Raw genomic sequence first — 22594 nt, forward strand, 5'->3', positions numbered from 1 at the left:
TAGACATGTCTGATCACTCATCTCACCGGCGGTTCGACGGGACGTTAGTCACGGTACCGTTCGGTGCCGAGAACGTCGAACGGACAGCACGAGACGAATACCGGATGCTCCTCGACGAGTACGATTCTGAGGACGTGCTCGTCATCACGGGTGCGCCGACGAGTACGGACACGTTTCGGGAGACGATAGGTGAGGAACTGCCGGGCGCAGCGATCCCGTACGTGACGTCGCCGGTGGTGCACGCAACCGATGTCCTCAACCAGACTGATGACCGCGTCATTCTCTCTGATGCGCTGCGGCGTGAACTCCTCCATCGATTCCTGGCAGACTACGAATGGGAAACCGAATACCTCCAACGGGCGTCTGAACAGCCGTCGTTCATCGAGGACGTAGACGCTGTGATGAGTACGATCACCTGGCAGGTGGTCACGCCTGATGAAACCCCGGAACTCTGTGACATCGCGGCTGCGCTCGACGCGTTTCACGAGTGGCTCGCCGAGCACGATCATATGGAGCGCGGGCAACTCATCTCGGAAGCGCTCGATGTCCTCACCGGGGAAGCCCGCGATGACGTCGTCGATTTCGATACGGTGCTTGCAGTCGAGTTTGAGGAATTCTTCCCGCTTGACCGCGCGTATCTCGACGCACTCGCTGGAGACTGCGATCTCGTCTGTGTCGCTGAAGAGAACGCGAGTGTGCGCCGTTCGTGGGTCGAGACAGGGCCGGTCACGGACTACGTCTCGTTCAGCGAGTCCCGACGTGGTGCGTCGGGGCCACCGTCGACGCGACCAGCTGCGACGGCAGCCTATTTCGCCGAAGCAACGGTTCCGGAGGATCCGGGAGTCGGGTCGGTCTCCGTTCTCGCTACGGACTCTAGCGACGAACAACTCGCCGAGATTGCGAACGAAATCGAGGAGCTCGTCGCGCAGCCGGACTGGAGTTACGACGATATCGCGGTCGCCACGAAGCAAAGCGGCAGCACTGTTACGGACATTATCGAAGCGTTCGAAGGCACCGGGATTCCAACGGAATCGACAACCGTCACCGGGTTCGGTGACGATCCAGCGATCCGGGTAATCCTCGCGGCGGTTCGGTATCTCGCCGCCGATGGAGATAATGTACCCGACCACGGTCCGGAGCTCGATACAGAGCGCTTGGACCGTGTCAGTGAGATGGATAGCCTCGAAGACGGGATTCGCTGGTGGACGACGGACTCCGGGTTGAAAGAGCGGATCGCGGAGCGGGCGGCTCCGTTGGATGCGCGGGCGCAGTTCGGGAACGTCAAGCGAGCGTTCCGGATGGCCGAGTTCGTCGAAGAGACCGAGTTCGTGGATGCGACGTGGGAGTCTTTCAAGGAGATGCTCGAACGCGCTCACGAGTACGCATCGCAGCAGAATCAGACGAGTGCGACGGATCTAGACGGCGGCGTCCGCGTCGATCACTTGCAAGCGGTTAAGAACGAGTCCTTCCGCGCGGTGTTTCTCGTGAATCTCGTCGACAGTGAGTACCCAGGTGACCCGCTTCTGACACGGTTGTTCCCGAGTGAGCGAGTCGCGTCGATGCCGGACTACCCTGGTGTGACGGAACTCGATGGAGCGGATGTGGATGCGACGTTCCCGACTGAATCGACGGCATCCGGGCGAGCGTTCACACGGTACCACACGGAGCACGCACGGCGAGGCCTGGCTATCGGCGCAGAGACAGCGACAGAGCGGCTGTACTGCTGTCTCTACGAGTACAAAGACACGGCGCTTGAAGAGCGGGCGCAGGCATCACGGTTCCTGACCGCGGCGTACGACGATCTGTCGTGGGTCACCGAAGCCGCCGACCCACACATCACCAGTGAGCAGGCGGCGGAAGACTATCTTCTGTCGCGGGTTGATGACGCGCTCGCGGAGGTGCGGCGCGCGAACAGCCAGGACGTGACAGTGTCACTTGACGAAGTAGAAGCTGAACTCGGGGAGATTCAGGACGTACTCGATAAAAGCGGGGCGCGTGGGGAGGAGCTTCGCAAGGCGTTGCGTGCGCGTGTCGAGTTTGCCAACGGGGAGGTGCAGCGATGAGTTCTGAATCGCTCTCCCCGTCGCGGCTGGCAAATTACGCCACGTGTCCGCGACTGTACGATTACAGGTACGTCCAGGATGTGAACACGCCGGACAGGACAGAACTCTACCTCAATCAGGGAACGATCTATCACGAGACCATCGAGGACGTGTGTGATGCGACCGAGCGTGACGATGCTGCAGAGACAATTCACGACCGCGCGATGGATATCTTCGCGGCGAAGTGGGCGGAACACAGCAACTCGGACGACTACGAATCTGACGCCCATCAGGAATACCAGCGGCGTGAGAACCGGGCTGCCGTCGAGTCGTTCTTCGACCCGGATGGCGGTGACGGCATCGAGCACGCACGTCACTCGGTCGCCACGGAGTGCTGGGTGGAATGCGAACGCGATGGCCGCGGCCTCCACGGGAAAGCTGACAACGTCATTCGGACGGACGAAGGACTGCACATCTTCGATTACAAGCGGAACACGCGCGGTGTCCTTTCTTCCAGGACAGCCGAGTATCTCGGCGAGCACCGCGACGGTGAGGCGCACGAGCCAAAGCGTGTGCGAAACGCGTTCCAGACGGCGACCTACATTGAGGGCGTGAAGAACGAACCGTTCTACGAGGGCGGGATGACGGTTCGGTTCAGTTTCTACGGCCTGCTCAACAGCACGTCGTTCGAGAGCACACCAACCGGGTACGAGGTGTCTGCCCGTGGCTATCCACGAGAAACCACGGACATCTACGCGGAGCACCACGACACGATCTGGGCGCTCATCCGCGCCGCGCACGACGGCATCACGGGAGAAGCCTACGAGCCGGAGCCGTTCGACCTCATCAACGAGGAGGCGTGCCCGGACTGTGACTATCGAGAGATGTGTGCTGACCGCCTGTCGACGGAGGTGCGACGATGAGCAACGATACTGACGAGTACCCCTCGTGGTTCCCCGTTCCGGAAGAAGACGTTTCCCCGGAGCCCCAACAGCAGAGGATCATCAACTCCGACGCCTACCCGATGCGTGTACTCGCCGGGGCAGGGACCGGGAAGACCTTCACGATGGTGCGGAAGATCGAGCACCTCATCGACGAGGAGGACGTGTCTCCGGATCGAATTCTCGCGTTGACGTTCACGAACAACGCCGCGAACTCGATGCAGGAGAAACTCAACGCAAAACTCGGAGTTGCTGGGTACGACATCGACGCGTACACGTATCACTCGATTTGTAACGAGATTCTCTCTGACTACGCCTACGAAGCCGGCCTTGACCCCGACTTCGAGGTTGCCACGGACGCCGAGAAGTACGCCATCGTGCTGGACGTGCTTGACGAGATCGAGTACCGGGCAGTCAAACCGAACGTGTACGGAGATAACGGGTACGCGTCCGGAGCGGCATCGAAACTCCTCAATTTCATCGGGTCGATGAAACGAAACGGCATCACGCCCGAAGACATCGACGAATTCCTCGGTCCTGCTGCCCGCGTCTACGAACTCGTCGACGTTCGGGAGCGAATCGAGGCGATTGCCAGCGACCACCTGGGTGGCCGTTCGGTTTCGAGCGTGCTGGACTCGCTCCCAGATGCACGCGCAGAGCTCGTTACGGAACGTGACGCGCTAGGGAGGGACGGCATGGAAGCTAGCGTGCGCGATTTCCTCGACCGACTCGTTGACCTCTGTGAGGCGCTGGAAGCCGCGTTCGAGGCCCATGAAGCGGGCGAGCGAGAACTACCAGACAACGCGTATAAACTCCCGAAATACATGCTCGGCGGGTACGCAAGCGGCGCGCCGACAGGGATTCCAGGGAACCTCGATCTTGAACTCACAGATCACCTCGATTCGTTCCTCTCTGACTGTCTCACTGCCCGTGACCTGACGGCAGGGTATGCGGCGTACGAGCGAGAACTCGACGAGCGGAATCTCATCGACTTCGACGGCCTGGTCGTCGAGACAGCTGCACTGATGGATTCGCCGGTCGGTGAGGAAATCGCCGACCGGTGGGACTACGTGTTCTGTGACGAGTTCCAGGACACGGACCGCCTCCAGTTCGACCTCGTTACGTCACTCGTCACGGACGACAACCTGTTCGTCGTCGGTGACGACGACCAGGCGATCTACGAGTGGCGCGGCGCACACGTCGCCAACATCACCGACGAACTCGACCGAGCATTCACGGCACTCACTGACGAACCGCTGGAGGAGAACTTCCGCTCCCGACAACCGATCCTCGATCTGGCGAACGAGGCGATTCAGAAACTCGACCACCGCGAACGACACAAGACACTGAAACGCGTCGACGAACCCGCGTATGACGGGGACAGTGTCGCTACCGTCGAACTCCAAGACGAGGACGACGCAGACGGCGCGGCCCAACTTCGTACCGTCGTCCAGAATCTATTGAGCGGTGCAGCAGAAAACCTCGACGAGGCGTACGATCCAGGTGACATCGCCCTCCTCGTCCGGAAAAACGACCACGCGACACCCGTCATTGAGGAATTCGACGATGCTGGCATCCCGTACCAAGTTGCTGGCAATTTGGCCACCGAATCAGTCGGCGTCAGGACTGTCACCGCCTATCTGAAAGCGCTCGCTCGACCCGAAGACGAGGTGAGTTGGAATCGCGTCCTCCTGATGCGGTACCGGCTCTGTGACGCAGACCTCCGCACGCTCAACGTCGGCGACGACCCGCTCGTCGACACGCTCCGTACCACACCGCTCGACGAGTTTGAGGAACCCGACCGCGTCGCAGAAGCCCGTGAGCACGCCACGGAACTGCTCAACCTCCGTGACTCGGCATCACTCAGTCACCTGTACCGCGAACTCACGGATCTCACGAACATCGAGTGGTATCTCAGCGAGCAGGAGCGCCGCGATCTCACCCAGCTTGAGAACGTCATCGAACAGTACGGGGACAGTGCCGTCCAACCACCGCTCACCCCGGAGTTCATCGACTCGCTCGAACACTACGACTCCCTGTTCGACGAAAGTGGCACCACACCCACGAGCCAACCGGACGTCGCAGACGACGCGGTCAACGTGATGACCATCCACAAGAGCAAGGGGCTGGACTTCCCCGTCGCCCTCATCCCGCAAGTTACTGCCGACGAGTGGGCACCGAGCTCACGCACGTACGACGCGCTCGAAACGGGACTCTCGGACGGTGCAGACGCGGCGTTCGCCGAGGACTTTGTTGAGCGTGATTCCCGTGAGACACGCCGTGTATTCCACGTCGGGATTACACGCGCCGAAGACATCCTCGTCCTACAGGGTGGAAGCGAGGAAGATGACGACGCGGACTTACATCCGGTTTCAGAGACGGTCGACGAGATTCTGCCACCCCGAATCCCGTGGCAGGCAGAGCGAGGACAGCTCCCACTCTGGGACGACGTTCAGGAGTGTCTCCTGGACAAGGCAGTAGACTGGACCAACACGCTGGCCAGCGAGACTGTCGGAAACATCGGCGGTGCCGTCACTCACGATGGGGAAGATCTCAGCGTTGAGGCTGCGCGCGACCGCGTGCTAACCCTTGCTACGGCCACCCTTGACGGGAGTCTCTCACCGAGAACCGAGCGGGAGATCCTTCGGGTTGCGTCGCTGACTGGCCCGGCGACTCATTCACCATCGCTCTCTCACAGCTACACGTCGTTAGCGGCCTACGAGGAGTGCCCACGGAATCACTACTTGGAGTACGTCGTCAACGCCTTCTCCGATTACCAGGAGACCACGAGTGGTCCCGGGGGTGGTGTGTCACAACGCGAAATTGGATTACTGTTTCACGACACCGCAGAGCAAGCCGCGAATCAAGAGATAGAACACCGTGAGGAGTGGTACGAGATCTGCGAGCGACTCGCCAGCCAGCGTCGCGCCGAGGACGCGCTCCCGGCGGCGAAACAGTGCATCGACCGGTACTTCGAGTTAGCGCTCTCCAGTTACGAAGTCGTCGACGCAGAACGGAAATTCGAACTCGATATTAATGGGCACGAGCTCGTCGGCTACATCGACGCAGTCTACCGAACACCGGACGACGAGCTCCTCGTCATCGATTACAAAGCAACGGAGCGCCACCGTGACCTGCAAGACGACAAGCAACTGCCGATCTATCTATTAGCGTGCCGCGACCTGTACGACGAGCCAGTGGCACGCGCGGGATACGCTTATGTCGGAGAAATTGGCCCGAAGATCGAGTCCCGACCGTTCAGCGACGCTGAGCTAGAAACAGTCAGAAACGATGTAACGGAGGCAATGGACCGCATTGCTGAGTTCTCATTCAGTCGGTACAGTGCTGGCGACCACTGTCAGTGGTGTCAACACAACCAACTGCCTTGTGCACCGGACTCGTTCACCGTCGGGCCTGGATTCGAAGAGTAGTTCACTCCCCGTGGGGATGGAGCCAAGATCAGTACCGACTTTACGAAGGATTCAGCGATACTTGAGGTGGTAGCAGTCGGCCTAGACGCCTTCCCCCGCTAAAGTTCGGGGTCGGACGGCCTAAGACAGTTTTTGCGAGTTGTGCACAGATCCGTTTGAAGCGGGTGATCTGGGCTGACATTACTAACACCACCGCTTCGTTCCTGTCAAAGACGCATCTCAATTCTGGTTATCGCTATTAGGGTTCACTCTGGCTGTTCCTGTTTCAGGTTAGCAATACACATTTAACCGCAGGGGGTTGAGTTTTATCCAGGGGAAATGGCTGATCGTTACCCCGACGATTGGAACAGGCGCCGACGAGAAGTGTATCGCAGAGACGGATATCGCTGTCAGAATTGTGGCGCGCGAGGCGGTCGGATCGGCAATACGGAGCTTCATGCCCATCATATTGTCCCGATAAGCCAGGGCGGCCGACACAAGAAAACGAATTTGGTGACGGTCTGTAAAGCGTGTCACAACGCCATTCACGGAGAGGGAATCGCTCCGGTTTCATTCCATGCCGGGGATTTCTCCGATCGAGTAACGAACGCCATCGAACGGTACTATCGAACTGACGACCACGAGGATGGATACGTTCGCCTCGGAAAATCCGACAACACAAAAGATGAGGCCCAGCGTCAGGTTGATCGTGGTCGGAACGAGGAATACGGTGGCTGCCCGAACTGTGGGTCATTCACACTAACCGTCAGTTGGGTAGGGTTGAAACCAGGATCAAAAGTCAAGCTCGTCGAGTGCGAATCGTGTTCGACGCAATACGACGAGTCGATCGAAACCCAAGACGGAACCACAAACCGGACGCTGCACGAAATCGATGACCCGTCGGACTCGGAACCCGCCAGATCCGCATTTCTCGAAGAGTTAAAAACTCAGATCCGGTTGCTGTTGAACCGATAACTGGGGCCTTTCACGAACACCGGCGAGGGGTGGCGACGCGAAGAGTCAACCACCACGATATACCATTCATACTGCCCGCCGCCAGCGACCAAATGAGACGACCGTGTTTCAATCACGCGACCACAGCAGTGGGTGGGGACGCTCGTGCTTTTAGATCGGTGATCATGACATTCTGGGCAGAAATAGCCAGTGGCGCCGGTTCGACTGGTACTTAGCGGCGTGTTTCAACACGACCAGATTGTCTGTTTGAACAACAGTACCGGTGAATTCGGCTTTGTTGAGATCACTTGAACTAACTGAGGTTATTTCCCGACTTTGTGGTGCTGAAACTGATATGTAGTCAGATCTTTTTTTGAGATAAACCTTTATACCTAGTCTTTGATCTGAAGTCACTCCGAGATGTGTTGTAAAGATTAGCTAAGGCTACAAAATGCCACCATTCCTGAGATGATCCAGTCCATACTATCTCTTCAGTCAGATTTCGGGGACCTGTTTTTGAAACCGATGGTCCATTGAGTTCATTCGCTTCCTGAGAGCTATTACAAGATGAAAAGTCTCTGTCTTTTGCCAATTTTTGGGTTTCTAATGTAGTTTTTTGATTGGAACGGTCCATTTTACCGGTAGGAATTGTATGGCCATGTTCCTTCTCATGGCAACTATGACATAGTGTTATCAAATTATTAATTCGATCTTCCCCACCTTTTGATTTCGGTACGATGTGATGAACATCAACTCTTTCATTACCATATGGACCACCTCTCTTACCGCACTTTTGACACTCCCATTTGTCCTGTTTTAATGTTCGAATTCTAAGTTCATCCCAATTTTCTGCATAATTTCCGGGAGAGCGGGATTCCGGTGTTCCAAAATTTGTTTTCGCACTGGGTAATGGTTCTATGATATTTTCCTTTAGTTTTACTTTAAGAATATGTTTGCACCCACCGCCTGGTTGATTTTTCTTCCAATCTGGACATTCACATACTGGAATTGAGATATCAACCTCATAGTTGATTCCCCTATTACCATTTACTATGTACGTATTTTTCCCGGCCTTCGATCTGACAAATATATCTTGATTTTCGGCCCGCCATTGCCGGCGACGGTCAACCATGCTAAATGTCTTTGTGTAGTGTTGTTATAAAAATAACTTCGCTTTATGCTAGCTAAAACGGTTGAAGATTGCAAGATTACTAATTGTAATGTTGCTGGATACGGGACCTCAAGATTCCTGTCGATGGATCGCTTTCAAGAGTAAAGAAACAGAATCAGGACCTCAAAAGCGTATGCAGCTAACCATTCTTAGTCGCTCAATCTTTCCTGCTGAGTTGCAACCAGGCGAGCAATGTCACGATGAAAGGAAATGTCGGCAACGGTCAACCGTCGACGCGACAGCGTTGTCGATCTCGCTACAGGCTTTAACGGTCGGTAGTTAGTAGTGGAACCCGTCCTCAGATGGCCGGTACGCGGGGGCGGCCCGACGCACCGGGAGGTCCGTCCACGCAGCCCGTCTAACCATATTGATGAACATTTTCTCTCGCAGTGCGGGGCGCAGATTTCAATGAAAATCCGAACGATCAGGACGCAATAAAGACGTCCGTCGAAGCTGCAGGCGAAGATGTACTCCGTGAACTGCCGGGGTTAACGCCTGGACAAGCAATCGTATCAGGTGATTCGATGAATACGCCAGAGCTAATCCAAGTTCGTCGGCGGCGCACTGAACATGGAGCTGAAAGTTGGTCAGTAGTCGAAGAGTGGAAGAAAGCGTACGAACAGTGACAGCGTGAACCGTCACAGTCAGAATCTGCTGATTTCGGAGAAGGCGATTCAACTGGCGTTCAGAGTCTCGATTAACCCCCCTATCCACCAGAGGGCTAATCTTGTGACGGGATCTTCAAGCAACAGGACAGGCCACCATCGTTTTTATACTGCCCGGGTGTTCGTTCGGACAGATGTTATCGGTTCTACAGCCGCAGTCTCCTGGATCCGGGAAACTATTCATGTCGTATGTCTGAGCAGGAATCGTGGGAAACGCTGGTTCAGTGTCTAGAGCAATCGGAACAGCGATGGTGGCGTCGGTTCCTGCCTCGATGGCTCCAGATCCGGCTGATTGGTGACCCGGAAGAGCAGAAGCAGGAATACGAGGCGATTCGAGCGCAGGTACGAGAGCGATACGTAGAGTTGGTGCGTGCGATCGATCCGGTTCTCGATGACGTGGCTGAGGAGCTTTCGCCCATGATGGACTCCGGTGAGCGACTGCCGTCGGGAGCCGAGTATGAGTCACGGCTTGCTGACGTTCGTCAAGACATTGAGTCGTTCGAGACGGACCTTCGAACCCTGGTTACTGTCGATGAGTCACCCGATGCGTTCCTTCGGGAAACAGAGCACACCGGACTCTCGAATCGCAAGGAACGCGTTGATGACTTCGAAAGGTTCGTCGAAGCGAAATCGACGTTCGATACTCGGATTCTTGCGATCGAGGAAACGGTGGTACACCTCGGAGACATCATAGCTCCGTACCGCTCATATGACCAGTACCTTACCTCGCCGGATCAAGCGAAGATTGAAACAACGTGTGCGGAGCTTTCAGACGAACTGGCGATGCTTACCCGGGAGTGTCCGCTTGAACGGCTCGCAGAATCTGATCAACAGTACGTCGCTGACATCTCCGATGCGCATGATAGTATCCAACGGTACATTGACGGGTACAATGATACGTTCATTGAGCGACAGTGTGCAGCGTACGAGGAGTTGTTCTCAAACATCGACGACGATGGGAACGATCTGAATCAGGCACAGCGGAAGGCGATCGTGACGAATGACGTGCGGAACCTCGTTGTCGCGGCCGCCGGTACCGGGAAGACCTTAGCGTTGACGTATCGAATCGCGTATCTCGTGGCGGAGGGCACGGACCCATCACGAGTCGCTGCACTCACGTTCACCCGGCAAGCAGCCCGCGAAATGGAAACACGACTTACCGAGCGTTTCGATATCGACGGTGTCGATGTGCGGACGATTCACTCGTTCGCCTACGAGATCGCCCGTGACGCTGCGGATGAATACCTCGATGTCGTCGATACCCAGGATCTGTATAATCTCATCGATAGGGTGATCCGAGAAGCACGAAACGGTGAGCGTGAGCAGTTCCAGCAGTACTATACACAGTTTCTGTTTCACTACGATCACACGCACCTCACCGAGACGGATTTCGACTCCCGGGCGGAATACGTCGCCGAGCGCAACGCTGAGACGTACGAGACACTCGCCGGTGAAACCGTCGCCTCACGTGCCGAGCGTGTAATTGCTGATTTTCTATTCACGCATAACGTCGAGTATCAGTACGAAGCCGTTGCAACGTGGGCTGAGAGCGCTGCCGAGAAAGGGGAATACCGCCCGGATTTCTACCTACCGGAGTACGATATCTACATCGAACACTGGGGAATCGACGAAAACGCCGAGGTCGCCCCGTGGTTTTCCTGGACGAGTGCAGAGTATCTGCAGAAACTCCGCTGGGCCCGCTCGCAGTTCAGCGACTCCGAGTATACACTGCTGGAAACATTCGAGTTCGAATACGAAGCCGGGTGGCTCGAACCAGCGCTGCAGCACCGCCTCGAACACGCGGGTGTTGAGCTTGACCAACTGTCGTTTACGGCATTCGTCAACGAGGCGTTCGAATACAACGAGAAAGAACGCGATATCAAGGAGTCACTTGCCTCGTTCGTCCACAACGCGAAAACGTTCAACATCGACGCCGAGAAAGCACGGACCCGGTTGTCGCGGAGGCGGCCACGGCAGTACTACTTCGGGCTGTGTGGCGCTCTCGTGTTAGAAGCCTACAACGAGTACCTGGAGCGATCCGGTCTCGTTGATTTCGATGATATGATCAACGACGCCACAGCCGCCGTGCAGGCGAATCCGGAGCCGTACCGGCACCAGTACGACCACGTCCTCGTCGATGAATTCCAGGATGTGTCGAGGCATCAGATCGAACTCATCCGAGCGCTGGCAGGACAGGATACAGGGCCGCGTCTGTTCTGTGTTGGCGATGACTGGCAGAGTATCTACGCGTTCCAAGGCGCAGACATCCAGCAATTCATCGCGTTTGAAGACCACTTCGGCCCGACAGCCGAAACACAACTCACGAGGAACTACCGCTCACCGCAAACGGTGCTTGAGGCGGGGAACGACTTGATCCACAATAACAACCATCAGATACAAAAAACGGTGACGGCTGCCCGCGACCACGACTGGCACCCGAAACTCCACGTCCTCGACGGGTACACGTCGTCGAAGTACGAACAACGTGTCGGGAGGTACGCTGTCGAACTCGTCGAGACGTTTCTCGCTGACGGACACGACCCTGAAGACGTGATGGTGCTGTGCCGGTACGACGAGGGCGCGGAGTTCACTACCCGTGTCAAATCAGCGCTTGAACGCCGGGAACTGCCGTACGATGGCAAAGACGACCACTACCGTCCAGCCGGAATGCCGGGTGAGTACGATGCAGCGTTCAACCCGGACGCTGGCGTAGCCGTGTACTCCGTCCACCAGGCGAAAGGCCGGCAAGCCAAGCAAGTTATCGTCCTGAACGTCACGGCTGGCAAACACGGATTCCCAGCCGACCAACGGGAGAACTCCCTCGTTGCACCCGTCCAAGACATCGATACCGCGACGATCGAAGAGGAACGCCGGCTCTTCTACGTGGCGATCACTCGAACCGAAAAGCAACTGCATCTCTTGACGCGTGCTGGGAAGTGGTCGCCGTTCATCGATGAAATCGAACCGTATCTCGACGTAGAAGAGTCACTCGCCCATCTTTCTCCAGAGCGAGACAATCGAACCGAACTCACTGCGAAGGTCAAACTCATCTGGGATGATCTGCACGAAACACAGCACCAAGCCGGGGTGCTGGAAGATGCGACCGGGACGATCCGTTTCGTCTCGTGGGCGAACGAATCACCACCAACTGTTGAGGAAGATGTATGGTATCACTTCGAAGATGTTGAGATCAACGAATTTGACGGCGACCCACAAGCCGTCCTCCGATCAGCGACGACAGCAACGCCACTCCGTCAAGTTGGAGCGGACTCCTGATTTAATGAGAAACACACAGCCAAAGATGACGTGTGGTGAAGATCGCGGTGAGGTATTCTCGACCGCAGATGTAGCAGACGACGACGTTCGTGACTTGGCCCGGGGATAGCGACGTTCAACCTCGTTCGTTTCAACACGACACTATTGTCAGTCTGATACTTTTTCGAGGGCGAGTTTTATCGCGGCGAGTCGATTGGTGACGCGGTGGTCTGCAACGCGGGTCAGCCCTTGTGGGTAGTAATCCGTTTTGTAGTCGAAAAGCTGGTTGACTTTGGATCGTGGAACAGAAATGGAACTGAAGTTGTTAATCGTATAGATCAGGGTTGACGGGGCGTTTTTCCAGAACGTGGTTCGAACCCACCCTTCCTCATCTTCGAAGGTGGTTCCAATGACACCGGCGCCGATATACTGTGACTCCTGATAGAACAAGACGAGATCACCAGGTTCCATCTTCTCAAAATAAGATTGGTTGCCTTCGCCGTCTCGTGCCCCCCAGAAGCGAGCTTCAGTCATATTCTGTAGTGGCTCGGGACGGTCGGGATACTCGTCGAGATCGACTGGTGACCCGACAGTTCGATCATAGTTTCCTGGGTCACACGGGACCAAGAAGACATTCGTTCCGGGCATAATCTGGGGTAAATTGCACTCACGTATAATTCTACGCCTTGTAATTTTAATAAAGAATGCGAGTAGTGATATTCATCAAACTACTACTCACCCGGTTCTACTTCTTTGATTCACCGGCCGACCTTGACGCTGCCCACTGATTCAATAGAGTTGAATGGAGAATCCTACCGCAAGTCGCACAGTCGTTGAATACGACGCGACAGTTCCTGACTACATCAAGATGAGGAGCGCCGAGAGAGTATTAGTATTCGTCTCCGTCCTGCTCGACGAGCGCGTCTGTGTGGCTATCACGCCGTCGAATCGACTCTACCGTGCCCGGAATGGCTGCTTCCTTGACGAGATTCTGGTTTCCGATCGCCCAGACTTTATGATCTGTCTCGTGCGCCCAGTATCGTATCCACTCAAGTGAAACTGCTTCACGCTGCGAGGGGATTCACGTCCACCGTCCAGTCCCAGTCAAGCGCGAGTACAAACATCACGGTAACTCCACAAGTTGCGCTGCCAACGCTTCGAGTTCGTCAGCCTCGTCAATAGCAGTAAGCCATCGATCTGGAAGCTGTGAGGCCCCGAACCGCGCACCGGCGACCGCACCCGCAATCGCACCGATCGTGTCCGTATCACCGCCGCGATTCACGGCCGTTACAATCGCGTCCTCGGCGCTCTCGGCGAATAGGCCGTCGTGAAGTGCCGTCTGCAGCGAATGGACGACATACCCTGACGTCTCCAGCGTGTCTGGCGAATCACCACGAGCGAGCGGTTGGAGCGCCGTCACGAGTTCGTCAGGTGCGTTCGAGCCAACGTAATCGAGAGCCTCTTGCAACGGGGAATCCGTATCTTCGAGGAGGCCCGCAATCGTGAGATTCAAAATCACACAGCCCTCCGTACACCGCGGATCAGCATGCGTGATCTGGGAGGACTGGCGACTGACCTCGGCGAGTCTGTCGTGATCGTTTGGGTACGCGATAGCGAGCGGTGGACACCGCATCACGCTCCCGTTCCCGGCGTTGCTCCCTTCGGAACTCGCTTTCCACACCCTCTGGCCGGCCTCCTCCCAGGAGTCGCCCGAGGCAAGCCGCTGGAGTGCCTGTCGCGTCATGTTTCCGATATCGAACGGCCCGGATTCATACCACTGGACGAATCTGGCAGCGACGTCTTCAGGATCGAACTCACCATGGTCGGCGAGACTTCGCGCGATACACAGCGCCTGGTCGGTGTCGTCGGTGATCGTCCCGGCGGGTTGCCCCCACGTCCCGTTCCCAACCATATCGGTGAGAGTGCCATGTTCGGCCCTGATCTGGCGGGCAGACCGGAACTCGACAGGCCGGCCAAGCGCATCCCCGCACGCGAGTCCGAGCATGACGCCCGCGGCGTTGTCGGTGACCATATGTGAGTCTCAGCGGGCAGCGGCAAAAGTGTGGGTCCAGACAGATTGCAACGCTCAACTGAGCGAAATCGCAACCGGCTCACTCCTGATATCTGCGTCGAATCGGACGCCAGCGAAGGAAAGCACGTCATCGAGATCAAACGTACACCGGCGAATCTCAACGGGACGAAACCGGGGGGCAATAACAAAGATATCATCGCGCGATCGAGCATGATCGAACGAGTACCCGTGAACTGATATGTCTCTGTATTGTCGGCGAGGACGAAAACGTGAGTACCATCGACAGTTCACGGAAAGCACGACCGCTGTCCGTGTACATGGATGTGCTACCGACTGTGGATAAATTGAAGAAAGGGATGCGATTGCCGTTCGTACAACATGTAGTGGAGAACTCTCGCTTAACCAGTATACTGCTGGCGATTACTGTCATAAGTGGCAACACCAGCAATTACCTTGCGCACCTGAATCGTGGACTGTTGGCCCGAGATTCAGAGACTGACGCCGCTCTTCAACGTTCGGAAAGCTCGCCGGGGAACTCGCCTTCAGGCTCTTTGCTGAACACTTCCTGATATGTCTCTTCGAACACCTTGTTGATGATTCGGGACAAGTCGGTTCGATCGGTGCAGAAGTCAGACACTGCGGTATCCAACTGTTCGAAATACGACTCAGTGAGGTTTTGTGGGTCAAGTTGGTAATTTTTCACGACAAGTGCCGACGCACTTCCCAGGCGAAGTTCATCAACATCTGTCTCCTCCAGCGAATCTTCTAAACTCTCCGCGTACTCTGAGGTGCATTTTTCAGTAAAGATGTCGTTGAATGACTGTCCCTCGTGTCGCTTGTCCGTATGTACGTTTCGTTGTGGGGGGAGTCGCAGTCTGAAACTGAGGATCCGGTCCCGGAGGTGCGTGGTCGTCGGTGAATGCCGGTAATACAGTTGGATGGTGCTTCTCCTATCGAGCGGGTCTTGATCCCAGTATTCGGGCAGAATCTTCTGCCACTTCGGGTTGTTCGCGCTCGACGTTTTCCATCCTGAGGTCTCGAAATCGTATTTTTTGGTGAGCTTGGTCTCCCAGTTGTCTTTCAGGTAGGTGCTGACATCTTCGAAGTCACTTTCGAACTGGCTGTTCGCTTGTTCGACCTGCTCGATCAGATCGCTGTATTCGAAATACAGGTCTAGGCGCTCGTTGAGTTCGTCTTCTTCGATGGATGAGTCCATATCCTCGGTCTCCTTTAGTGACTGAATGAAGTCTGTAAATTGAATAACACTACGGTTGGGGTACTCGAAGAGCGAATCCTGCGTTTCCGCTTCGAAACTCTCCACGAGATCAGCCCAAGACACTGACTCGAAAGTCCCAGTTTCGTCATCCGGCGGATCGGCAACGTCCCGTTTCACGTATGCGTATTTCGTAACGTCCAGTTCCTCGACCGCTATCGTGTCCGTACCGAACCAGTCGAACCGCCACGTGTCTGCGGTGGCGTACGTAGTCGTTTGGTGTGTTCCTTCCTCTGCACCGACTTTCAGTTCCAGGAACACCGCCCACCGTGGGTGATCGTCCAATGCACGCCCACCACAGATGATCAAGTCGATCCGGCCGTCTGAACCGGTGTCCGCTATCTGAACTTCGTCCTCGATTTCGATGTGCTGGCGCGAGAGATTGAATTCGTGCACGTCGAGACAATCCAAGAATTGTGTGAGGAGGGCGTCTCCGAAGCCGTGTGATTTCCGTGGATCCAGGAAGTATTTGAGCGAATACTGGTACTTGCGCTCCCGTGGCCCGCGAAGTATCGAATAGATGTCTTTCGGACGCTGCACCCGGCGGTCGAGCTCCATGTACTCCTTCAGGAATTGCTCCAGTTCACCGCGGTCGAACGCGAGTGAATTGTCAGTCATACGTCGTCTAGGTTTCACCCGCTTTTCAAATTAATTCACGTGCGGAGTCGATTACCCACTCAGTTCTTCGTATGACTCGACGATCGATAGATCGCCCTCCAATTTCGCTTCGAGCTTTGGACTCCGGGCGTCGAGTTTGATGCGCTCGTGTTGCCAGTCGAGTTCGTCCTTGCCACGCCAGACTCCGTAGACGGTGGTGTTCGGCACTTCGACGATCCCGAATACGATAGCGAGCATGTACAGAAGCGTCTCGATCGCCTGCCAGCTGGCGGTCGCCTCGTCCGGGAACGAATTGGGAAAGTCGACGCGCTGACCAAGCATGCGGTGAGAGCGGGCGCGTTCGACGAAGTTGCGGTCGTTGCTGAAGAGGAGAATATCGCTGCGATACGCCTGGTCGTATTCGTCGTAGGCGTCGATAATCGCCTCATCGCCCTCGTCACTCTGAATTTCGACCGCCTGTTCGATGTCGCGGATTCGCCGGTAGGTGAGCAGTCCGAGGCGACCGACGCGTGCAGACCCGAGTGGCTGGTTCCAGTATTCCTCGAAGGCGTTGCCAAAGGCATCGACGAACGGGTCGGTATCGTGGCACTTGTAATCCCAGTCGAGTTCGTCACGGATACCAGTCGCAAGAACGAATCCGTTGACGTATCCGATCCCGTTGTCTGGGTCGTGTAGACCGAGAACGCGGTCGATTCGCCACGGCAAGAGATTCGTGTCGAAGCCAGCGAAGACAGGAGCGTGTCCGGCCATCAGGTCGGGATCACCGTATCGATCGAGGAAGGCTTCAATGTCCGCCTGATTCGCAGGGTTCAGGATTCCACTTGCAAGCAGCGTATTGCGGAAGTTGTCCGCTGTCGGCAGGTCCTCGAAAACCCGATCAGGGTACTGACGACCCAGGTCCTGGCGAACTGTGGCGTACGAATCGAGGTCGGTCGTGAAGTGCACGGTACAGGCGCCCTCGTCGAGTTCGACGCGGAGTAACTCGCCGATATCCGCCGAGGGATGTTCGACGGCGAACTCCTCGTTGCCGCGGTCGTACAACCGATTCAACAGAACCGTCAGGTGCTCGCGTTTGACCCGCATCGCGTCAGAGCACCTCCGTAAAATCGATGAGATCGATGGCTGTCCGCGGAATCGTTGGATAAGACTTCCCGAAGTGCGTCTCGGTTTTGACGTGTGAGTAGAAGAGGTGTTCGACGTCGTGTTTGACGCCAGCCTGGAAGCTGATGACCGACCAGAACCGTCGTCCTGGCGTGATGTCTACAGCGATGTCAGCATCGGCCTCATGAGCCGTTTCGATTGCTGACTGCACGTACGCGATGATCGCGTCGAAGTCGGTTTCTTCGTCGATGGTTTCGACTGTGATTTCAGGCTCGTCGCCGCCGTGTGCGGTGACGACCGTCTTCATCAGTGACGTTGCTCCATCCGTGATGTCTTCGATGATCGGGTTGTTCAGGACGTAAATATCGGTCGGGACGTAGCCGTCGTGACACGCCGCAGTCAACGGATTGACGACCGGAGCGATGCTCGTCGAGCCGTTCGTAATCCAGACTCGCTCCATACCCAAGTCACTCGGGGGACGTGTGTATGAACATATCGGGAGAACCGGGTCGGAGTTCTCGACGAGTTACTCGTACCGGCAGGACGAGAAACAGGGCGTCACAACTTTCCAACTCTTTATTAGGATTCTCGATCATCGCCTGTATGAAGCGTTACACTGCCCGAGACTATTCAGGTGGAACAACGTACGGTAGTGCTGCCGTATCGTCACTGTGTCGAACCCGTTCACGCCGTCACGGAGGGTCTAGCGATGAGTGAGCAGAAACGGGCCATCCGGGAAACCGGATTCACGAACTGCGATGTTGCTGCCCAGGTCGGGGGCGTTCACGTACTTGGTGGATTACACGGCCATCCACTGACGATCGCTCGGCTGACAGGGTCGATAACGCGGTACGAACCGGATGTCGTCGCTGTCGAAGCCTGTGCTGAAGCGATTTCACAGTACCACCCGGACGTACAGGACGCTCGGTGGCCGCCGCGCGATGAACTGGAGGCCGCCGCGTACGCGACCGACCGGCTCTACGATCTGCTCCTCGCTGGTATCGATACCCGAGAGTCGGAGCATTCGGCTGATTTTGAACGGTTCGACAGGGAGATTTTCACTGAACTCGGAATCATCGGCTCCCCTGACGAATTGACGAGGGCGACGTACTACGAGTTGGATTTGGAGACTATCCGGGAGTGGCGAGCATTGACGGAAGTCCGAGCACCCGATGCGTTCACCACCGTGCTGGCCGAACGGGATGCCGTGATGGCAGGGCACTTACACGCACTTGTTAGTGACGAAGACATCGACACGATCGTTGCAATGGTCGGTGTACAGCATCTCACTGGTGTCGTTGACTTGTTGCGTACGCCATCGGAGATTCCCGACGATTTCGTGGAGATACCTCCACTCGCACATTATCGTCTGTTCCCGCGGGATTCGCCGTGGTCAAGTGCGAAGTAGAGGCATCCTACTCTGACGGGCTAAAACCCACTAAGTGGTGCTTCAACCGTGGATTTGTGAGTTTCAGATCACTACTCTACTTATCACACATTAGAAATTTCTCAATGGCCGTGCAACATACAGAGAATTGATGTTGCAGACGAAGTTATTCATAGCAATAACCTATCACGAACCGTTTGATGCGTAGAAGGGGCATACACATCATCGGAAAGTTTTCAACCGAGAGTTCCTGCCTTAGTGTAGCTTCAACTCTGAATTTGTAGATCTGATTCAAGCTCAACTGGATACAGCTGGCGGAGCTTAATCCGGGCATCGTCGGTGGTAAATTGCCAGTCGATGGGACGATTTGTTTCGTTTCGACGCTGTTGCCACGCAGCGACCTCCGAATGGAGGGTCGCTGCGTGATAGATACGCCCGATGTATTCATCACTCACTTCGTGATGATTCGCTTAGGGTATTTCAGAGGAGCGACCATATAGAAAATGTTGTGACCACCTGATCACGTTAGTCAGGATGTTTTTTTTTACTCACGAGAGCGAATTTTTCCCAGCCTGTTAGAATCAACGATACGGCTAAGTCGATTTTCAGGAGAGCTTACATATGGGTCAGTCTGGGTCCCAGCAGTTCGTAACACGTGCTTCCGGGCTCGTGCGAACCACTGTCCCTTGGGGATTCCCGCTTCTGTATCTTGGTTGGGCGTACCTGTTTTGGCTCCCAGTGGTTGCGTCGGACGCATCGGTCTGGACATACCCGAACATGGTTTTGTTCCTGATTGGCGGGTCGAGTCCCCTCCTGGCTGGGCTCGTGCTATTGTGGGCGAACCACGGGCGATCTGGGTTCGTGGACCTCCGTAAGCAACTGTTTGAACTCGGTCGCATCACTGGCGGATGGTGGATCATCATCGTGCTGTTCTATCCGGTGTACAATCTTATTGTGGCTGCCGTTGCCCTCCTCACCGGATTCACGGCCGAACCACTGGCGTTCATCGACTCCGCCCGGCTGTTTGATCCCGGAGCGGTATTCTTTTTGCTGGCGGTCGTGCTGCTGTTCCCGTCAATCGAAGAGATTGGGCTTCGTGGCTACTGGTTCGATCAGCTCCAGACACGCTGGAGCGCACTCGTGAGTAGTTTGATCTTGGGAACTGTGTGGGCCCTGTGGCACGTTCCGCTCCTCTACATGTCCGGCTACTACGAGGGGACGACATTCCAACCGGAACTGTGGTGGTTTCTGCCGAGTATCGTCCTGACTGCGATTATCGGAACGTGGGTCTACAACAATACTTCACGGAGCGTTCTCGCAGTCATCCTCTTTCACTTCTTCGGAAACTTCACCGGCGAGACGATGGGATTTGCCCCCGAGATGTATCCGTCCGTCACTATCGGGACTGTAATTGTCGCTTTCGTGCTCGTGATCTGGTTCGGTCCGGGTTCACTCCGCGGTCGGGATGTGCCACGACCGTTGCCAGACTGGGCAACTGTCCGCTCAACTCCGTAACCCAAACTCGCTGCTTGTCTTGCACTGTCGAGATGTCTTGTCTGATTCCATCACAAACCCAGTAAGACATCGGGGCTGAAGTCGGGATGCTGTCTGGAAGCTATAGGGGTAACCAGTCAATATGAGTTACTCGTTGGAGAGCGTCGGAATCACGACCCAGCCACAGATTCACTCCTCGGTTATTTTGGGGAAGACTGCCATCAGGAACAGGAGTACAGCAAAGAGAGATAGCGAACCGCCGACCCAATCGGCAAGGTTCGGCAAGAAGAGGTCAGCAATTGGATAGGCCACCATCCACCAGACGACGAGCGATACAACCGCGACGCTGGCAGCGATCCCTCGTTTCAGACGGGAGTGGTCTGCGAGCGGGGCGAACGTTCTTCTTCCACTATGACTGTCGCGCCCGAGTCTCCATGCTAGCCCCAGACCAACTATCCCGAGACCACCTGCCACAACTCGACCGGTAGTTACCACACGGGAATATGTTCGAGCGAGAGAGACTGACCCAAGTCCGCGGCTATCGGTCCATTCTGTGAGTATGGCAGCAATCAATCGGAGGCTCCGCTCGCTGTTGGTGAGAATCACGATACCGTCTCCAGTTTCCGGGACGCTATGATACCAGGCCCACGTGCCGGTTCCCTGTCCCCCATGTGAGACTGCTCGATACCCATCAGGTAGCGTCTCGACGAGGTGACCAAGCCCATATCCATCCGATGCGTATCCGTAGAATCCGGTCGTTTCCACTTCCTCCGAGTGCAGTTCCGCAACACGCTCGGAAGTCAACACATCTCGACCAGGTTCCCGTCCGTCGACTGTCGGCATCCCTGCTGCAACGAAGGTAGCGATGTCTTCAACTGTCGCAAACAGCATCCCGTGGGCCAGCGCTGCTTCACGATACGGCTCGACTACCTCACCGGACCGCTCGTGACTGGTCGCAAGCCCTGACTGCAGTGCCTCATCGAGATCGAACGTCGATGTGTCCATTCCGAGCGGTTCGAACACAGCGGTTTGCATGTACGCTGGGTACGGTTGTCCGGTGACCTCCTCGATAAGCAGTTCGAGCAGCACATAGCCGGGATTCGAATATTGGAACGTCGTTCCGGGAGGGTCCTCCGGTCGCGCTGGCGCCGCGCCTGCGTTCCCCCGGACTGCTTCCTCCAAAGAGGGAATCGACGCGCCGGGTGCATAGTTCGTGTATATTCCCTCTGGAAGTCCTGCCGTGTGACTAAGGAGTCGTCGGACGGTTACCTCATCCCAGGCATCTGAATCGGGAAGTTTCGCGTCCGGAATACACTCACGGATCGACGTATCAAGACTGATCTGTTCTCGCTCGATGAGTGTCATCGCGCCCCATGCAGTGAGTGACTTCGTGATTGACTGTGGACGGCAGAGTGTGTCTGGCTTCATCGGGCGGTTGGTGTCCCGATCAGCGTCGCCGTATGCGCCGGTCCAAGATACCTCCCCATCGGTCACGACTGCAATGGCCGCCCCGGGAACATCGTATCGGTCAAGCAGTGTCGGGACGCGGTCCTCCAGAATGGATGGAAGCTCGTCGCCTTCACCAGCACTTCGCTTCGAGAGAAGAGAAACACCAGCAAATCCCATTATCGCGGTGATAGAAGACTGACGGAGATAGCCTCGGCGTGAGTACTCCATGGGTTTTGGTTGCGGATGAAGGATGAAAATCCTGTTTTGAATTCTCGATCAGTGGAATGTGATGCATACGCCCCTTCCATACATCAAACAGTTCCTGACTGATTGCAAATAGAAAGGAATTGATCGGCTGTATTCAGAGCGTGTCTATAGCAATTGATCCGTCTGTTCCTCTCTGCCGACGAGATCTGGTGAGGAGTAAACTCAATACCAATTTTCAGCTTATTGTTCTTTTATATGGATTGCCCGGTTAGTTGGTATCGACCCAAAATCGAGTTTACTCATTCAAACCCGGAGGCCACCTAGATGCAAAAGAGGATTTATCGAAGACTACTCACAGTCGTTTCCGTTATTTTCTGGAATGACTCAGAAGATCGAGCCCGGGCTCTCTGGCGGATTGTACTTCCGCTGATCCCGCTACTCGTTTTGGGTGCCGCTGTCGCAGCCCTCCTTGTTGAGCGGTCACTACCAATTCCGGCGCGTATTTTCAGCACCCAACTGACGCTCGCACTCACTGCGTTCGTCGTCTTCGCAGTGAGTACACGATACCTTGATCGGGGACGGTCGATCTGGGATT

At 55.9% G+C, this 22594-nt stretch carries 14 protein-coding genes; 7 read left to right on the top strand and 7 right to left on the bottom strand.

Annotated elements, in window-relative coordinates; genetic code table 11:
- Positions 1 to 5: 5 nt before the first annotated feature.
- The 4 genes from AArcSl_RS11275 to AArcSl_RS11290 all read left to right on the top strand — a co-directional run bounded on the left by AArcSl_RS11275 (position 6) and on the right by AArcSl_RS11290 (position 7368).
- Positions 6 to 2063: a PD-(D/E)XK nuclease family protein gene (locus AArcSl_RS11275; protein WP_193588466.1), complete on the top strand. Its 2058-nt coding sequence runs from the start codon at positions 6 to 8 to the stop codon at positions 2061 to 2063.
- Positions 2060 to 2965, top strand: a complete 906-nt coding sequence (locus AArcSl_RS11280; RefSeq protein ID WP_119819141.1) for a RecB family exonuclease — start codon at positions 2060 to 2062, stop codon at positions 2963 to 2965. Before AArcSl_RS11275 ends, AArcSl_RS11280 begins: the two co-directional genes overlap by 4 nt.
- A complete protein-coding gene (locus tag AArcSl_RS11285; RefSeq protein ID WP_119819144.1) occupies positions 2962 to 6414 on the top strand; it encodes an ATP-dependent helicase in 3453 nt (1150 codons plus the stop codon). The genes AArcSl_RS11280 and AArcSl_RS11285 overlap by 4 nt, the downstream gene beginning before the upstream one ends.
- 318 nt (positions 6415 to 6732) lie before the next feature.
- Positions 6733 to 7368 carry an HNH endonuclease gene (locus AArcSl_RS11290; protein ID WP_119819147.1) on the top strand — a complete coding sequence of 212 codons (636 nt, stop codon included), beginning with the start codon at positions 6733 to 6735 and terminating at the stop codon, positions 7366 to 7368.
- A 340-nt stretch (positions 7369 to 7708) separates the two neighbouring features.
- Here the strand turns inward: AArcSl_RS11290 and AArcSl_RS11295 are convergent, their stop codons facing one another.
- On the bottom strand, positions 7709 to 8479 hold the full coding sequence (locus AArcSl_RS11295; RefSeq protein ID WP_119819149.1) for an SWIM zinc finger family protein: 771 nt from the start codon (positions 8477 to 8479) through the stop codon (positions 7709 to 7711).
- Between the two features lie 893 nt (positions 8480 to 9372).
- Between AArcSl_RS11295 and AArcSl_RS11305 the strand changes: the two genes are divergently transcribed.
- The gene (locus tag AArcSl_RS11305; RefSeq protein WP_119819152.1) at positions 9373 to 12459 is read left to right on the top strand and encodes a UvrD-helicase domain-containing protein; all 3087 of its coding nucleotides are present in this window, start codon (positions 9373 to 9375) and stop codon (positions 12457 to 12459) included.
- Between the two features lie 147 nt (positions 12460 to 12606).
- On the opposite strand, the gene AArcSl_RS11310 is transcribed toward AArcSl_RS11305, so the two are convergent.
- From AArcSl_RS11310 to AArcSl_RS11335, 5 genes are all read right to left on the bottom strand, one after another.
- On the bottom strand, positions 12607 to 13086 hold the full coding sequence (locus tag AArcSl_RS11310; protein ID WP_119819155.1) for a hypothetical protein: 480 nt from the start codon (positions 13084 to 13086) through the stop codon (positions 12607 to 12609).
- Between the two features lie 475 nt (positions 13087 to 13561).
- Positions 13562 to 14470 (bottom strand): ADP-ribosylglycohydrolase family protein, encoded by a 909-nt coding sequence (locus AArcSl_RS11320; protein WP_119819158.1) that lies wholly within the window; start codon positions 14468 to 14470, stop codon positions 13562 to 13564.
- A gap of 508 nt (positions 14471 to 14978) precedes the next feature.
- Positions 14979 to 16361: a PD-(D/E)XK nuclease family protein gene (locus AArcSl_RS11325; RefSeq protein ID WP_119819161.1), complete on the bottom strand. Its 1383-nt coding sequence runs from the start codon at positions 16359 to 16361 to the stop codon at positions 14979 to 14981.
- A 51-nt stretch (positions 16362 to 16412) separates the two neighbouring features.
- Entirely contained in the window at positions 16413 to 17444 is a 1032-nt protein-coding gene (locus tag AArcSl_RS11330; RefSeq protein WP_119819164.1) for a hypothetical protein, read from the bottom strand.
- Positions 17445 to 17448: 4 nt separating this feature from the next.
- Positions 17449 to 17922 (bottom strand): hypothetical protein, encoded by a 474-nt coding sequence (locus AArcSl_RS11335; protein ID WP_245883225.1) that lies wholly within the window; start codon positions 17920 to 17922, stop codon positions 17449 to 17451.
- Positions 17923 to 18171: 249 nt separating this feature from the next.
- Here AArcSl_RS11335 and AArcSl_RS11340 point away from each other — a divergent pair, with 249 nt between their 5' ends.
- Together AArcSl_RS11340 and AArcSl_RS11350 are read left to right on the top strand one after the other, a co-directional pair.
- On the top strand, positions 18172 to 18870 hold the full coding sequence (locus tag AArcSl_RS11340) for a TraB/GumN family protein (RefSeq protein WP_133412155.1): 699 nt from the start codon (positions 18172 to 18174) through the stop codon (positions 18868 to 18870).
- A gap of 840 nt (positions 18871 to 19710) precedes the next feature.
- Entirely contained in the window at positions 19711 to 20364 is a 654-nt protein-coding gene (locus AArcSl_RS11350) for a CPBP family intramembrane glutamic endopeptidase (RefSeq protein WP_217563445.1), read from the top strand.
- A 168-nt stretch (positions 20365 to 20532) separates the two neighbouring features.
- On the opposite strand, the gene AArcSl_RS11355 is transcribed toward AArcSl_RS11350, so the two are convergent.
- On the bottom strand, positions 20533 to 22020 hold the full coding sequence (locus tag AArcSl_RS11355) for a serine hydrolase domain-containing protein (RefSeq protein WP_217563446.1): 1488 nt from the start codon (positions 22018 to 22020) through the stop codon (positions 20533 to 20535).
- Positions 22021 to 22594 lie beyond the last annotated feature (574 nt).

The organism is Halalkaliarchaeum desulfuricum (genome assembly GCF_002952775.1).
Taxonomy (GTDB): Archaea; Halobacteriota; Halobacteria; order Halobacteriales; family Haloferacaceae; genus Halalkaliarchaeum; species Halalkaliarchaeum desulfuricum.